Source organism: Emticicia oligotrophica DSM 17448, from assembly GCF_000263195.1.
GTDB lineage: Bacteria > Bacteroidota > Bacteroidia > Cytophagales > Spirosomataceae > Emticicia > Emticicia oligotrophica.
Map to the genome: position 1 here is coordinate 963,331 of NC_018748.1, position 15,786 is coordinate 979,116.

Annotated in this window: 12 protein-coding genes; 8 read left to right on the forward strand and 4 right to left on the reverse strand. The window is 36.1% G+C overall.

Going from position 1 to position 15,786, the window contains the following annotated elements; genetic code table 11:
* Positions 1-2: 2 nt before the first annotated feature.
* From EMTOL_RS21665 to rpoN, 3 genes are read right to left on the reverse strand one after another with little or no spacing between them, the layout of a single operon-like run.
* Positions 3-1,994, reverse strand: a complete 1,992-nt coding sequence (locus EMTOL_RS21665) for a PAS domain-containing sensor histidine kinase (RefSeq protein WP_015028015.1) — start codon at positions 1,992-1,994, stop codon at positions 3-5.
* A gap of 6 nt (positions 1,995-2,000) precedes the next feature.
* Entirely contained in the window at positions 2,001-3,476 is a 1,476-nt protein-coding gene (locus EMTOL_RS04160; RefSeq protein ID WP_015028016.1) for a sigma-54-dependent transcriptional regulator, read from the reverse strand.
* A 32-nt stretch (positions 3,477-3,508) separates the two neighbouring features.
* Positions 3,509-4,921, reverse strand: a complete 1,413-nt coding sequence (rpoN, locus tag EMTOL_RS04165) for an RNA polymerase factor sigma-54 (protein ID WP_015028017.1) — start codon at positions 4,919-4,921, stop codon at positions 3,509-3,511.
* Positions 4,922-5,124: 203 nt separating this feature from the next.
* Here rpoN and EMTOL_RS04170 point away from each other — a divergent pair, with 203 nt between their 5' ends.
* From EMTOL_RS04170 to EMTOL_RS04180, 3 genes are all read left to right on the forward strand, one after another.
* Positions 5,125-6,582, forward strand: a complete 1,458-nt coding sequence (locus tag EMTOL_RS04170) for a sensor histidine kinase (protein ID WP_015028018.1) — start codon at positions 5,125-5,127, stop codon at positions 6,580-6,582.
* A gap of 16 nt (positions 6,583-6,598) precedes the next feature.
* Positions 6,599-7,024 (forward strand): response regulator, encoded by a 426-nt coding sequence (locus EMTOL_RS04175; RefSeq protein ID WP_015028019.1) that lies wholly within the window; start codon positions 6,599-6,601, stop codon positions 7,022-7,024.
* 250 nt (positions 7,025-7,274) lie between these two features.
* Positions 7,275-7,640, forward strand: a complete 366-nt coding sequence (locus EMTOL_RS04180; protein WP_015028020.1) for a response regulator — start codon at positions 7,275-7,277, stop codon at positions 7,638-7,640.
* A 361-nt stretch (positions 7,641-8,001) separates the two neighbouring features.
* On the opposite strand, the gene EMTOL_RS04185 is transcribed toward EMTOL_RS04180, so the two are convergent.
* Positions 8,002-8,460, reverse strand: coding sequence for a hypothetical protein (locus tag EMTOL_RS04185; RefSeq protein WP_015028021.1), 459 nt, complete (start codon positions 8,458-8,460; stop codon positions 8,002-8,004).
* A 268-nt stretch (positions 8,461-8,728) separates the two neighbouring features.
* Here EMTOL_RS04185 and EMTOL_RS04190 point away from each other — a divergent pair, with 268 nt between their 5' ends.
* The 5 genes from EMTOL_RS04190 to EMTOL_RS04210 all read left to right on the forward strand — a co-directional run bounded on the left by EMTOL_RS04190 (position 8,729) and on the right by EMTOL_RS04210 (position 15,751).
* Positions 8,729-11,167 carry a TonB-dependent receptor gene (locus EMTOL_RS04190; protein WP_015028022.1) on the forward strand — a complete coding sequence of 813 codons (2,439 nt, stop codon included), beginning with the start codon at positions 8,729-8,731 and terminating at the stop codon, positions 11,165-11,167.
* A 12-nt stretch (positions 11,168-11,179) separates the two neighbouring features.
* Positions 11,180-12,202: a DUF4249 domain-containing protein gene (locus tag EMTOL_RS04195; protein ID WP_015028023.1), complete on the forward strand. Its 1,023-nt coding sequence runs from the start codon at positions 11,180-11,182 to the stop codon at positions 12,200-12,202.
* Between the two features lie 51 nt (positions 12,203-12,253).
* Positions 12,254-13,327: a dipeptidase gene (locus EMTOL_RS04200; protein WP_015028024.1), complete on the forward strand. Its 1,074-nt coding sequence runs from the start codon at positions 12,254-12,256 to the stop codon at positions 13,325-13,327.
* Between the two features lie 106 nt (positions 13,328-13,433).
* Positions 13,434-14,144 (forward strand): hypothetical protein, encoded by a 711-nt coding sequence (locus EMTOL_RS04205; protein ID WP_015028025.1) that lies wholly within the window; start codon positions 13,434-13,436, stop codon positions 14,142-14,144.
* Between the two features lie 149 nt (positions 14,145-14,293).
* The gene (locus EMTOL_RS04210; protein WP_015028026.1) at positions 14,294-15,751 is read left to right on the forward strand and encodes a Gfo/Idh/MocA family protein; all 1,458 of its coding nucleotides are present in this window, start codon (positions 14,294-14,296) and stop codon (positions 15,749-15,751) included.
* The last annotated feature ends 35 nt before the right edge of the window (positions 15,752-15,786 follow it).

Below are 15,786 nucleotides of genomic sequence, written 5' to 3' on the forward strand. Positions count from 1 at the left end.
TTTTACGATTTCGTTGTTGGTAAATAAAAAATAAAAGTTGCTCCTATCCCCTCTTCACCTTTGGCCATAATATAACCCTGATAAGCTTCTACAATCTTACGACAAATGGCAAGTCCCAAGCCAGTACCAGCATATTCTGCACGCCCATGAAGCCTTTGGAAAATAGCAAATATTTGCTCAGTATATTTCGGTTCAAAACCGATTCCATTATCACTGATGACAAACTCATAGTACTCTAGCGTTGGTTTGAGTTGAGTTAATTTGAGTATTTCTGTCTTTGATAATTTTCGTACACTAATTTGTACTACTGGCGAAACATTTGGTTTACGAAATTTTAATGCATTATCAATAAGATTCTGGAATAATTGCTGCATCTGAACTTGTTGAGCTTCAACAATGGGCAGGTCTCCTACAATAATTTTTGCATTTTCGTTTTGAATTTTTATTTCAAGGTCGTCAATTACTTGTTTAACCACTTCATTCAATGCAATTTTTTTCGGAGTTTCCACTCCCCTCGAAGCACGTGAGTATGTCAATAAGTCGTCTATCAGCGTATTCATCCTTTGAGCAGCATTAATCATCCGTTCTATGAAAAAGCTACCCTCTTCTCCTACAATTTCTTTATATTTTCTTTCAAGTCGCTCCCCAAAAGCTTTTATTTTCCGAAGAGGTTCTTGTAAATCATGAGAGGCTACGTAGGCGAACTGCTCAAGTTCTTGGTTACTACGATTGAGGGCTACCACCTGACGTTCGAGTTCTCGACGATATGTTTCAATTTCTGTCAAATCGGCCGTTACACCCACTGCTCGTAACAATCTTCCATTTTCATTATATTGAATTCTAGCCCTAAGTAGAATATTTTTCAGTGTACCTTTAGCATCTATAATTCGGTGTTCTATTTCATAAAAAGGTCTCTTTTCAACCAATACTTGTCGGGTATATTCTCGAATTCGCACTTCATCATCCGGGTGTACGAAGTTATCATAGAAATCAAGTCCAACTCTTCCCGATGGATACTTTTGTGAATCTAATTCAAGAAGTTTAAATAATCCTTCTGACCAGCTAAAATATGATTCATTAATATTGCACTCCCAGCTTCCAAACTTAAAAATTGACTCGGCTTCCTCCATTTGCGTATGCTGCCGCTGAAGCTGTATCATATAATCATTTCGCTCCTTTTCAGCAGTGAAACTAAGCGTATTATCAATGACAGTACCCATTATAATTGTTGTGCCCTTCGATACAAATAGATGCATACGAAGTATTACATATTTAGTATTGCCTACAGCATCAATAATTGTATGAGCATATTCAGAATATGGTTTTCTTTCATTAATGTTAGTATTCACCTCTCTCTCTAAAGTTTCTCTCTCCTCAAGGGGCACAAAACTTAAATAATAACCATAAGGTACTTTGCCATCAGGGAAACGATTTTTCGGAATACTCAATATTTCAAAAAGTCCATCTGTCCAGCTTACATAATCACTTCCTGCTTCCATTTCCCATGACCCATATTGAAATGCCCGCTCAGAATCTTGAATATATTGTTGTTTAAACTGCAAAATCTCTTCTCTGATTATCTGCTCCGTAATATCTTCTGCTATGAGCATCACGTAGTGATTCTTACCTTCAGCATTTTGTTCAATTAAATTTGCTGTGTTTTTCAGAGTTCTCACCTCACCATTTTTATGGAGGAAAGCCATCATAAATTCAAGATTATCACCAAATTTTAGCTCATTAAATTGCCTTGAAATATCCACTGCAAATGCAGCTTTATTGGTATGCACCATGATAGGCCCAAGCGAGTTTCCCATCTCTACTATTTCTTCCTTAGAGTAGCCTAAAATATCGGTAATACGGTCACTAATAAAAACTAAGGTTTTTTTCTCCAAATCAAGCACGTAAATAAGTTGGGGCAATATTTTGACCAAACTTTCTACCTTTTTTCCAATCAACGATAGCCCAAAACTACTGCTCATTTTTAGATTGTCCATGCTTGATTAGTTGTTGAGGTTTATTTGTTTCATTTTATTGTAAAGTGTCTTGCGGTCAATACCTAACACTTCAGCGGCTTTGGTTTTATTGAATTTTACTTGTTTCAAAACAGTTAGAATGATTTCATATTCTGCATCAAGAGCTGTTGATTTTAAATCTATTTTTGTAGGTAATGATTGTTTATTCGGGACACTCACTACAGGCTGAACGGGCGTTTGATAACGTGGCTGCTCTTGCATAGGAGCACTACTATTCGTAAGCTGAGATTCGTCAAAAAGCAGACGATTATGATTAATTAGTTCAAAAGGCAAGGTACTTATTTCTATGATATCTGATTCTGAAAGCAAAGTTGCACGGCGGATGACGTTTCGCATTTCACGTAAGTTCCCTGGCCAAGGGTATTGCTGAAAAGCTTTCATGACTTCCTGTGAAAAACCCTTGACATTTTTACCAAGTTCTTCATTAGTTTTTTCTAAAAAGAATTGAGCGAAATTGAGTAAATCTTCTTTTCGTTCTCTAATTGGCGGCACATCAATACTAAATTCGTTGAATCGGTAGTATAAATCTTCTCGAAACTTACCTTTCCTTGCTGCCTCAATTAGACGTTCATTTGAAGCTACAATTAAACGAACATCTACTGCCATCTCCTTATTTCCACCTAAACGGCGTACTTTTCGTTCTTGCACAACACGCAATAACGACACCTGAATATCGTAAGGTAGATTACCCACCTCATCTAAAAAAAGTGTACCTCCATCAGCCATTTCAAAGTGCCCAATCTTTTGATTTAAAGCACCAGTAAACGCTCCTTTTTCATGCCCAAAAAGTTCGCTTGCCGCTAAATCTTTTGAAATTGCCCCACAATCCATTGCCACAAATGGCCCAGAGGCACGTTTGCTACGTTTGTGTATTTCAAGGGCAATCGCCTCTTTTCCTGAACCACTTTCGCCATAAATCAAAACACTATAATTAGTTGGAGCAACTAAATCTACTTGCTTATATAAGTGCATAGATTCTGGTCCTTCTCCAAAAATATAATCACCTTTTTTTTCTTTTTTTGTCTTCGTAGGACTTTCAACTGAACTGGCAGCAGACTCTGCTATATGTACATAATGCACGGGCTGACTAAGTGCCTTTTTGATAGTAAGTAAGATTTCGTCGGGAAAAAGAGGCTTTGTAATATAATCATAGGCCCCTTGCTTCATGACATTTATGGCGATTTTAATATCTGAATACCCAGTTATGATAAGTACTGGAACATGTGGTAGCTTTTCTTTAATTTTCAATAAAATAGTAGCACCATCCATATCGCCCAACCTAAAATCAGTCAAAACCAAATCTGGAGTAAAAGTTTCTAAAGTACCCAATCCAGAAGTACCATCGTGAGCGATTGCCACATCATAACCATTTTTACTAAGAAATCGGCGTAATAGTAAGCAAATATCGGTGTCGTCGTCAATAATTAAGATGCGTTGTGCCATGGTGCTAAATTTAGTTTATATAAAATAGGTAATTACAATACTCGACGTAAGTTTGCTGGTAAAATACCCAAAATTTCACGGTATTTTGCAACTGTTCGGCGAGCAATTTGGTAACCACGCTTTGATAACAACTCTGTTAGTTGAAAATCATTGAACGGTTTATTTTTATCTTCATTCAAAATAAGTTCCTCTAAAACCAACTGAATCTGTCGGTTTGAAACCTCTTCACCATCATGCGTTTTTACCCCCTCTGTAAATATATCTTTCAGATGAATAATTCCAAATGGTGTTTGGGCGTATTTGCCACTTGTTACTCTCGAAACAGTTGAAATATCCATTTTTATTTGCTCAGCAATATCCTGCAAAATCATTGGTTTAAGCAAGCGAATATTTCCAGTAGAAAAGAAATCTCGTTGAATTTTCACGATTGCTTTGATTGTTTTCAACATAGTATTTTCTCTTTGCTGAATTGCTTCAATAAGCCAATTTGCGGCATTAATTTTAGCATTTAAGTAGCTATTGACCTCCTTTGAGCCACCTACCAAAGAATCAGTGTAAGATTTATTAATACTCAATGCTGGAATACCTCGGCTATTTAATGATACATCGACACTTTCGCCTTCAACCATTACAATATAATCAGGAATTACATTGTCTTTAACCAACAACGAAGAATTTACCTGCCCACCTACTACTGGTTGTGGATTTAGGCTAGCAATTAGAGCAACCGCTTCTTTGATTTCATCGGAGCTAAACGCACAAACCTTTTTCAGTTTATCATAATTGTGCGTGGCCAATTCTTCGAAGTGTTCCTTCACAATTATTTGTGCAATAGCGGCAATTGGATGTGTATTTCTTTCTAACTGTACTAATAAGCACTCCTGCAAGCCCTTAGTTCCTAAGCCTAAAGGCTGTATTTTACGCAAAATATCTACTAAATAGGCTACTTCTGACTCATCAACAAAAGTCCCGCTCGAAAACGATACATCGTCTGTCAAGGCATCAAGTTCAACTTGTAAATAGCCCTCATCGGTTAGTGAATCAACAATATAGTCAGCTAAAAAACGTTGGCGGTCGGTTTCAATAAATAAATAAAATTGTTCTTTCACCTCATCTCTCCAACTAACGCTTTCGGTAAGTATTGGTATAAGGAAACTTTCATCTTCTGAATAATTACTAACACGCGTACGATAATCGGGTATGTTATCATCACTAAACTCATCCCAATCCATGTAATCTTGTGTACGGTCTTCTGTATTATTCAGTAAATTATCTTCTAGGTATTCATCAGCTTGACTTCCTTCTTCTAATACAGGGTTTTCCTCCAATTCATTTTTTATGTACTGCTCAAGTTCGAGGGCATTCAATTGAAAAAAATTCAGTAATTGAATCTGTGTGGGTGAAATCTTGAGTGTCTGTTTGTGTGATTGGACTAAATTAAGCATAGGAATACTTTTTTAGGAATTACAGTTTTCAAGATATATAAAAAAATATACCCATAAAGACCTGCTTAGGAGCTAAAAACGTTCATATTTACAAAAAAATTATAACGTACAATGACAATATACCTAAAAAGTTGGGTTTTATACGCTTTCAAAATATGATTGAAAGATAAATATATTTATCAATTGAGTAACACTATCTCAAAATGAAGAATTTTTTCTACAATTTATTGGGCAAAATTTTCCCCAAAAGTCTGTCATTATTTACTCTCCCCAAAGCTCTTATCAGTTTTGTGCTTTCAATTATCATTAGTATTACCCTCTTAAGTATTTTGATTCTAGTGACCTACGATAACTTACAGGAAATGGGAAAACGCACAACCGATGTAGCACATACCTATCAAGTAAGATTTAAAAACAAGGAAGTAATCAAACTCTTAGTTGATGCAGAAACAGGACAAAGAGGGTACTTATTAACCAGCAACGAAGATTTTCTTCAACCATATCAAAGTAGCGTCGCGGTACTTGACTCTACAATTATAAACCTTAGCTCATTATTGAATGATAACAAAACACAATTAAGCCGAATTGATTCCATCCGAAATTTAGCATTACTAAGATTAAAGGCAATGGATACAAATATTCAACGTATTCAGAAAGGTCAAACAATTGATACCCTAAAGCTTTATTTAGGAAAATATTACATGAGTAAAATTAGGGATTTAAGTGAAAAAATAGACAAAGACGAAGAGGAAGTTCTGAGGAATCGAAGTATTCTTCAAAAAAATAGCGATAAACAAATGTCTTATTATTTATTAAGTTTATCGGGAGTAGCCTTGGCATTTTTAGGTATATTCTTTCGCTTATTATACATCGAACTTAAACAACGTATTGCTTTCCAAACAGCTCTAGAAAATAAATTGGCCGAGGTAGAACATACCAATGCCGAACTTGAGCAATTTGCTTATATTACTTCGCATGATTTACAGGAGCCGTTACGTAAAATAAGAGCATTTGGAGAACGTCTGTACACACGCCAAAATAATGAACTCAGTGAGGAAGCTAAAAATAATATTCAAAAAATAAATCAGTCAGCAATACGAATGCAACAGTTAATCAATGATTTACTAAGCTTTTCTAGAATAGCCAACATAAAAGATTATGCCTTCGATGATATTGATTTAAATACTATTTTAAGTGATGCAAAAGAAGATTTTTCGGAATCAATTCTACAAAAAAAAGCCATTATTTATAATCAAAATCTACCAACAGTAAAAGGCATTCGCATACAATTAGTTCAACTATTCAATAATCTCATTTCTAACGCACTCAAATATAGCAAATCGGGTATCAACCCAATCATTGAAATTCGATATCGACAAGTTTTAGGCAAGGATATCACCCAAATAAATGTGGGCGAAGCACAGCAAGAAAAAGTTTATCATAAAATTACGTTTATGGATAATGGCATTGGCTTCGAGGAAAAGTATCGCGAAAAGATTTTTACTATTTTCCAGCGTTTGCACAATAAAAACGAATACGAAGGAACGGGAATTGGCTTAGCAATTTGTCGTAGAATTTTAACTAATCATAATGGATATATAGTGGCAGAAGTAAAAAACGATTATGTAGGTGCAATATTTCATGTATATTTGCCCTATTAATGCTTCCAAACTAATAATGAATCGAAACGCCTCTATTTTAATCTGTGATGATGACGAAGACGACTTGTACCTAGTCAAGTCAATACTAAATGATACAAAATTCGGTAAGCAAACCATTTATCTTAATAATGGTGCCGATTTGCTTGAATACCTACACAGCCATACAAAAGAAACTTCTATTGGCTTGATTTTACTTGACTTAAACATGCCCAAAGTTGATGGAAGAGAAATACTAAAAATAATTAAAACGAATCCTGAGTTTAGAAAAATTCCAGTAATAATCCTAACGACCTCAAACTCTCCTCAAGATATTGATAAATGCTATGAATTGGGAGCAAACTGTTATATGACCAAACCTTCATCTTACGAAGGATTGGATGATGCTATTAAAACCCTCAGCAAATTTTGGTTAGAACTAAGTCATTTACCCATAAAAAAATAAAGGCGAAGTTCAATCATTTCTAAAAATCAACTATAAAGTCATTGTTAAGCTTTCCCATACAATTTTAAAAGTATGAATGTTAGTCTTTATCAAAAAACAGGTGTGGCATGATTTTTTGGTTTAAATAAACGATGTTTCTATAATAGACATCTATATTATTTCTAAATAAATAATTGTTTATCTGACATGAGATAAATAATTAGAAATAACCAACATTAAATGACTATTTCTATATAAAAGCACTACAGAAATGAACAAGGATGGCATTAAAAAACACTATCCGAAGGCCTTGATTATAGATGATGAATTAGACACTTGTCTGCTGCTTGGAATGCTTCTTAAAAAATTTGGTATTCCTTCCTTAAAAGTACATTCATTGGCCGAAGGGTATGAAATGATAACTACAGAAAAACCAGAGTTGATTTTTTTGGATAATAATCTACCTGATGGAACTGGCATTGAACGAATTACCTCATTTAGGAAACAGTTACCAAATTCAAAATTGGTAATGATTACAGCTATTAGTTCGCTTCGAGAGCAAGCTTTAACATTAGGTGTCGATGGTTTTATCGAAAAACCGTTAGATATTAAGAAAATAGAGAATGTATTAAGGTAATCTTTATTTTCTTGTAATTGCTATTTTTCATGAATAATGTACCATACTCCCCCAATGATAATTTCTGGGAAAGCTCAGGCAGAAATTTTGATAATGACATGATTTAATTCTACTCTTTTACTTGCTACTTTCAGCAGCTAATTATTTAATCAAAAAATCATTTTACCTTCTATTAGTATATTTTGAATATTTTCCTTTCTAATGGATTTTCAAATATCCACTAATAACTTAGCCAATCATCTACCAACACACTTAATAGCTATTATTCTATTCTGAAAAACAAAAAAAGCTACGCAAACGCATAGCTTTTTCCCACTTTTACCTATTATATATACTTAAAAACAACCACTTACTCTTCTGTCTAATCTTCTATTTTTTCTTGCATGGCATCAATCTTACCATTGAGCTCTTTTTTAAACTGTTTCCAATCGCGTTTAATATCTTTACCGATTTCGGACATATCGTTATCTAATTCTTGCAAATTCTCATTCAGCTTATTTCGCTTTTTTTCTAACTTAATTTTTTCTTTATTAGAAGCTTTTTCAATTTTTGCATCCAACTCTTCTAAGTCTTTCTTAATCTTATTACGCTTTTCTTCGATTTTTATTTTAAGCTCTTTTCGAGAGGCCTCTACTGCTTCGGTGGTTTCGTTGGCGGCATCTTTTACTGCCGTTGCCGTATTATCGGTTGCTTTTTCTATTTTTTCTTGTGCATCTTGTAAATCATCAGCAACTTCGTGTTTTTCACTGTGAGAACAGCTTGCCAACGTAAAAACTCCAATTGCATAAGCAAAGGCAATAACTTTAATTGATTTGTTCATTGTCTTTTGTTTTAGGTTTAGTACTAATTTTTTTAATTTTTAGTGCCTAAGTACAAATGGTGCTACCATAAAAGCGAAAATTTTGTACCACACTTAATATTCTATAATGATGAGTAATTTAGGGAAATATTTTCTACACTTAGACCATAAAATACCCCAATTACCTATGCTTAATAATAAAACTTCCACATTTCACACTTAAAATAAGTCAATCCCAGATAACGTTATCAAGATAGCATCACACATTCATCAAGACTGAAAGCCTTTTATGCAGAAAAAAAATTTACTAATTCTATTTTTACTTTTTTCATTACTTGAAACGGCATTTGCTCAGAAAAGTCACACCATTAGTGGTTTTATTCGAGAAAAAGGTAGTAAAGAGCAGTTGATTGGAGTAAATATTTATATTCCCAATTCAAATATTGGCACTACCTCCAACACTTATGGTTTCTACTCACTTACTATCCCTGCCCGCGATTCACTCACCTTAGTTTTTTCGTTTGTGGGTTATCACCAGGTTATCAAAAAATTATGTTTTCGAAAAGATATTGAACAAAATATTGAACTCGAATCAGCCAATCAACTCGCTGAAGTCACAGTTTCGGCCAAACGCCAAGAAGACCGTGTAAGTGATAGCCCGCAAATGAGTGTGATTGAATTGCCCATTAATCAAATAAAAAAAATTCCGACACTACTCGGAGAAAAAGATGTTTTAAAGGTTTTGCAACTCATGCCCGGCGTGCAAAAAGGTTCAGAGGGTCAAGCAGGTATTTATGTTCGTGGGGGTGGCCCCGACCAAAATCTTATTATTCTTGATGATGCAGTGGTTTATAATGCGAATCACCTTTTTGGATTTTTCTCGACTTTCAATGGCGATGCACTCAAAAGCGTTGAACTTACGAAGGCGGGCTTTCCTGCTCGATTTGGCGGAAGGCTTTCATCGGTCATTGAACTCAATATGAAAGATGGCAATAAAGAAAAACTAGAAGGTGAAGGAGGAATTGGCTTAATTTCTTCCAGATTAGTGCTCGATGGCCCTATTCGATTGAAAAAAAATGCTCCTGCAAAAGCTTCGTTTTTGGTTTCTGGGCGTCGAACCTACTTAGATGCTATTACCCGTCCGATTTTAGCGGCTCGTCAAGCTGGAAGCGATGAAACACAAACAGGCGGTTATTTTTTTCAAGATTTCAATGCCAAACTCAACTACGAAATTAGCAACAAAGACAAAGTATATTTAAGCGGATATTTCGGAAAAGATAAATTCAATGCCATTGGAAAAACGCCTACTAGCTCAAATGAAGGAGGAATAAATTGGGGTAACTATACCACTACATTCAGATGGAATCATCTCTTCAGTCAGAAACTTTTTAGCAATACTTCCTTGATTTTAAGTAATTATCAATTCAATATTGAGGCTAAAGAATCAAGTATTAATACAACTACAAATGTCACACGGAATTATCAGTTAGCATACCAATCGGGTATTCGGGATTATTCCTTTAAATACGATTTCGACTTTTTCCCGAACCAATTTCACGCCATTAAATTTGGTTTACAATCAATTTTCCACCGATTTACACCAAGTGCAATTATCTTAAGAGATACTCAACGACAACTAAGCGAAAACAGAGCAACGCCTATCAATACAATTGAGTCGGGAGTGTATATTGAAGATGTTTGGCAACCTATTAGTAAACTAAAATTCAATGTAGGGCTAAGAATTAGCCATTACAAAACCGATTCAACTTACTATCTCCGACCTGAGCCACGGGTGGCAATGGCCTATAAAATCAATAAAGATTTGGCTCTAAAGGCATCATTCGCCCAAATGAACCAATACATTCATTTGCTTTCAAATACAGGCCTTGGTTTACCAACCGATTTGTGGGTGCCCGCCACCAATCGAATTGCTCCACAAAACTCCAAACAATGGGCAATCGGCCTTGCACAAGACCTTGATAAACAAGGCTTAACACTTACGCTTGAGAGCTATTATAAACGAATGGATAACATTGTGAGCTACAAGGAAGGAGCCAGTTTTCTGAGTTTAAATTCGCCAAATGGGGCCGCACAGGAAGATTGGCAATCAAAAATTATTGATGGAAATGGTTATTCTTATGGTGTTGAGTTTTTGGTACAAAAAAAGGTTGGTCGTTTTTCGGGTTGGGTTGGATACACTTGGTCGAAAACACGTTGGAAATTTGCAGAACTAAATTTTGGACAAGCATTTTACCCAAGATATGACCGCCGACACGATGCTTCGGTAGTAGGGATTTATGAACTTAGTAAAAGAATTACATTGTCGGCCACGTGGGTTTATGGTACGGGCAATGCCCTTACGATTCCGGTGGCTGAATATGTTGGTTATTATTCTACGGTTTCTCAAAACAATGGCACAATCAACTGGCGTTCTTTTCGGGTAAATGAATATGGCGAAAAAAATAGTTTTCGAGCAGAGCCTTATCACCGTTTAGATGTAGGCTTACAATTTCACAAGAAAATGCGTCGCCACGAAAGAACTTGGGACTTTAGTTTTTATAATGTATATAATCGAAAGAATCCATTCTTTTACATAGTTGGCTCGAACCTCCAAAACAACAGTCTTTTCGGTGGTATTCCTACTAGAGGTGAAGGAGAAAAATTGGTACTCAAACGCTATTCGCTTTTTCCTTTTATCCCATCATTTAGTTATAATTTCAAATTCTGAATTGCTTGATTCATGAAAAATATATTACTTAAATTTATCCTCGTACTATCAAGCTTACACTTTTGGGCTTGTGAAACCATTGTTGATGATATTCCACTAAGTCGATTCCCAGAGATAAAAGAAAAATTAGTTATGAACTCTTTTATTTCGCCCCAAGATACAGTTATTTATGTTCGACTAACACTATCTTCTCCCCTATTTGGAGCATATAAGCCTCTGGTTTTCAATAACTTTAATACTTCAGATACAACTACCCAAAATATAGATGCTTTAGTTGCTGATGCTACTGTCACGATTAGTAATGGCAATCAAACTGCCACAATTCCTTATAATAAAACTAATTATTTATACGCTCTACCTACTACTATTTTCAAAATTGAAGCGGGTAAAACCTATACGCTTAAAGCCATCACTAAAAACCATCGAGTAGAAGCAAGCACCACCATTCCACTACAGAAAGTACCAATTGAATCATTCGAAACTAATCCAACTTCTCGACTAGCCAACTTTCAATCGGCACAGTTAGGCCCACAAACCGATACAGTAAAGGGTGTAGAATTTGTATTTCGCTGGAAAGATTTACCTAATCAAAAAAACTACTATAAAATTGGGGGGTATTTAGATTACTATTATGAAGTACCTACTATTCGGAGTAATCGGCTTACTTATCTAACCCGTAGAAGTATTACAGTAGCTAATCTATCTGACCAGCGAGCATATTTCAATGACGCTAATGAAGATGGTAGTCTGATGGTAACCTTAAAAAGTGCAGTTTATAGAAGTTTAGGGCTTTCAGCTATTTCTTTCAATGGCAAAACCTACCGTAATAGGCCTTCTCCTTTAGGTGCAAAACTAATACTCGAATTAGGCAACCTCAGCAAAGAATTTTATGATTACCACACAACACTATTTAGGTCGAATGATGTAGAAGATAATCCATTTGCGGAAGCCGTACCAGTTTATACCAACGTAAAAAATGGTTTGGGGTGTTTTGCGGGTTATAATCGTACGCAGTTATTTATCACATTAGAGTAAAATCAATGCATATTTTCGTTAATTTCGAGCTTCCTATTCAACAAAAAAATTATGCTTATTATTGACGCCCATTTGGATATTGCGATGAACGCCATTGAGTGGAATCGTGACTATCGAAAATCTGTTTTTGAAATTCGTGAACGAGAAAAAGGCTTGACCGATAAACCCGACCGAGGAAATGGCGTGGTTTCATTGCCCGAACTCCGCAAGGGAAATATTGGCTTAGTTGTAGCTACCCAAATTGCCCGATACGTTGCTCCAGAAAGTAAACTTCCGGGATATAACTCACCCGAAATTGCGTGGGGAATTACCCAAGCTCAATTATCATGGTATAAGGCTATGGAGGATTTGGGCGAGATGGTTCAAATCAATAATCTTAGGGCCTTAGAAAGTCATCTACAACTTTGGCAAGATGAAAGTATTTCGAATGAAACAAAGCCAGTAGGCTACATTTTAAGCCTCGAAGGAGCAGATTCTCTCATTAATATATCTTATTTAGAAAAAGCCTATGCTTATGGGCTTCGTGCTTGTGGCCCTGCTCATTATGGACCCGGAAGATACGCTCCCGGTACAACTATGTCAGGCGGATTAACTAAAATGGGGCGTGAGTTAGTCAAGGAAATGGACAATCTGAATATGATTCTCGATGTAACGCACCTAACTGATGAAGGTTTTACGGAAGCTTTAGAATTATTTAAAGGAAATGTTTGGGCGAGTCACCACAACTGTCGCTCATTGGTTGATTATCAACGACAGCTTACAGATGAACAAATAAAGATTTTGATTGAACGCGGAGCTGTAATTGGAGGGGTACTTGATGCTTGGATGCTTGTTCCTAACTGGACTCGCGGCAAAGATACACCACAAGAAAGAGGGGTTACGCTCGAAAAATTGATTGATAACTACGACCATATTTGTCAGATTGCGGGCAATGCCAATCATATTGCCATTGGGAGTGATTTAGATGGATGTTTTGGTACTGAGCAAACGCCAACCGACCTTCAAACCATTGCTGATTTGCAGAAATTACAAGGATTACTCGCCAAAAGAGGTTATTCTGAGCAAGATATCGAAAATGTTTTTCATGGAAATTGGCTAAGATTTTTGAGGAAGGCTTGGGCATAAATTACTTACCGTAAAATAAATAGTTTACTGAATCAAACAGAATTATTTATAATTTATTGACTCATTAGTAAATATCGTAACTCAAACCTAAAACTTAGCATTATTTATGAAAAAAACATTCTTTTCAATTCTTGTACTCTGCTCTATTGCATCGGCAAGTTTCGCTCAATCTTTTATTCCAGCATTTGACCGTTTTTCGGGTAAAGAAATTGCCTATATCTATTTAGCCAATGGAACTAAATTAGAAGGAACGATTGATGACATTAATCGCAAAAAAGGCTTGATTGAAGAAATTACGATTATACCCACAGGCGAAAAAAAGAAACGTAAAATTGAGCCAAAAGAGATAAAAACGATGTATCTACCAGCTAGTGGCTACAATAAACTCGTAAACTCAATGGACCAAGCATTCGATGCACAAAAATGGAAAAATAATGATGTCAATATGGAAATTATCAATAAAGGATATGCCTATTTTGAGAATGTAAAAGTTAAAGTCAAGAAAGATACTGAAGAACTTTTGATGCAAATGGTAAATCCTGCATTTTCGAGTAAGATTAAGGTTTTTCATGACCCACTTGCCCAAGAAAGTATGAGTTTTGGGTATGCTGGTATAACAATGGCTGGCGGCGATGACAAATCCTATTACGTACAAGTTGGCAATGGAGTGGCAGAAAAATTGAAGAAAAAAGAATATGATGACGCCTATTTGATACTCTACAAGGATTGTCCTGTATTATTGGCTAAACTTAAAAACGACCATCGTTGGACCAACTTCGATAAACACTTGGTAGAATATACAACTTCATGTAAATAAGTGGAAGTATAACTTACATTTATACAAAATCTTTATTTATGACGAGCCTTTCATCGGGTTCGTCTTTTTTTATCTTTTCGCTATTAAAATTTGATGTTTTATTAGTAGATTTGGTTTCAATATTCAACCTAAATTATTAATCTATCAAAATGCAAGATAAATCAACAAGCAGAAGAAGTTTTATTAAAAGTTCTGCAATTGCAGCCGGTGGCTTTTTTATCGTACCACGTCATGTTCTTGGAAAAGGCTTCATCGCTCCAAGCGATAAACTAAACATCGCATCGATTGGTGCTGGCGGTAAAGGTGCTTCTGACATCGCAAACGCTTACAACAATGGAATCAATAATGTCGTAGCACTTTGTGATGTAGACTTTGCTCGTGCAAAGGGAAGCGTCGATAAGTTTCCAAATGCTAAGCGTTACCAAGATTTTAGAGTAATGCTCGAAGAAATGAAAGGCGATATTGACGCCGTAACGATTTCGACACCTGACCATCAGCACGCTGTAGCGGCCATGGCTTGTATGCAAATGGGTAAGCACGTATATGTGCAAAAACCTCTTACACACGATATTTATGAAGCTCGTAAACTTACCGAAGCGGCTCGCCAGTACAAAGTTGTTACGCAAATGGGAAATCAGGGATCATCGAACCCTACCCAAAAAGTAATGATGGATTGGCTCGATAAAGGGCTTATCGGTAAAGTAAGCGAAGTACATATTTGGACAAATCGCCCTGTATGGCCACAAGGAAACCCACTACCAACTGATAAACCACCTTTGATTGAATCAATGGATGCTAAAGGTTGGGATTTGTTTATCGGAACGGCTCAATATGTTGATTACCACCCACTTTATCACCCATTCAAATGGCGTGGATGGTGGAATTTCGGTACAGGTGCTTTGGGCGATATGGGTTGCCACTTAATCGACCCTGCTTTCAGAGTTTTAGGTTTAGGCTACCCAACAGAAGTAGAGTGTAGCGTTGGACAAGTATTCTTGAAAGATTGGCAAGCAGAATATAACCCAGAAGGATGCCCGCCATCATCAAGCGTACAAATTAAATTCCCAGCTACTAAGCGTAATAATTCGCCAGTAACGATGTATTGGACAGATGGCGGTATTCGTCCGTTCCACCCAGAATGGATTCCAGCCAACGAGCCATTAGCTGAGGCTGATAGCTCTAATGGTGTAATCATGATTGGAACTAAAGGAATCATGACTTGCGGTACGTATGGAAATACACCAAAAATCTATTTGAAAAACGGCGAAAAAATTGAAATGCCTGCTCCAGACCCGAACTTCAAACCATTACCAGAACACGGACACCAAGCATCTTGGGCAGAAGCTTGTAAAACTGGCTTTAATAGCAAAGAGCACAAAGCACTTACTTCATCTTTCGATTATTCTGGTCCATTAACAGAAACTGTCTTGATGGGTAACTTAGCTATCCGTAGCTATATGCTCCGCAAATCGAATGGTAAGAATGGATTTAATTATGACGGCCGTAAGAAGCTACTTTGGGATGGCACAAATATGAAGATTACTAACTTCGACGAAGCAAACCAATTTGTACAACGTCAGTACCGTCCAGGTTGGAAACTCGTTTAAGTTTCTGAATTTTGAGTTCTGGGTTTCTACAACTC

Bases quoted from the DNA above. Each gene is read 5' to 3' on its own strand.
- EMTOL_RS21665 (WP_015028015.1), bottom strand. From the start codon at position 1,994: ATGGACAATCTAAAAATGAGCAGTAGTTTTGGGCTATCGTTGATTGGA.
- EMTOL_RS04160 (WP_015028016.1), bottom strand. From the start codon at position 3,476: ATGGCACAACGCATCTTAATTATTGACGACGACACCGATATTTGCTTA.
- rpoN (WP_015028017.1), bottom strand. From the start codon at position 4,921: ATGCTTAATTTAGTCCAATCACACAAACAGACACTCAAGATTTCACCC.
- EMTOL_RS04170 (WP_015028018.1), top strand. From the start codon at position 5,125: ATGAAGAATTTTTTCTACAATTTATTGGGCAAAATTTTCCCCAAAAGT.
- EMTOL_RS04175 (WP_015028019.1), top strand. From the start codon at position 6,599: ATGAATCGAAACGCCTCTATTTTAATCTGTGATGATGACGAAGACGAC.
- EMTOL_RS04180 (WP_015028020.1), top strand. From the start codon at position 7,275: ATGAACAAGGATGGCATTAAAAAACACTATCCGAAGGCCTTGATTATA.
- EMTOL_RS04185 (WP_015028021.1), bottom strand. From the start codon at position 8,460: ATGAACAAATCAATTAAAGTTATTGCCTTTGCTTATGCAATTGGAGTT.
- EMTOL_RS04190 (WP_015028022.1), top strand. From the start codon at position 8,729: ATGCAGAAAAAAAATTTACTAATTCTATTTTTACTTTTTTCATTACTT.
- EMTOL_RS04195 (WP_015028023.1), top strand. From the start codon at position 11,180: ATGAAAAATATATTACTTAAATTTATCCTCGTACTATCAAGCTTACAC.
- EMTOL_RS04200 (WP_015028024.1), top strand. From the start codon at position 12,254: ATGCTTATTATTGACGCCCATTTGGATATTGCGATGAACGCCATTGAG.
- EMTOL_RS04205 (WP_015028025.1), top strand. From the start codon at position 13,434: ATGAAAAAAACATTCTTTTCAATTCTTGTACTCTGCTCTATTGCATCG.
- EMTOL_RS04210 (WP_015028026.1), top strand. From the start codon at position 14,294: ATGCAAGATAAATCAACAAGCAGAAGAAGTTTTATTAAAAGTTCTGCA.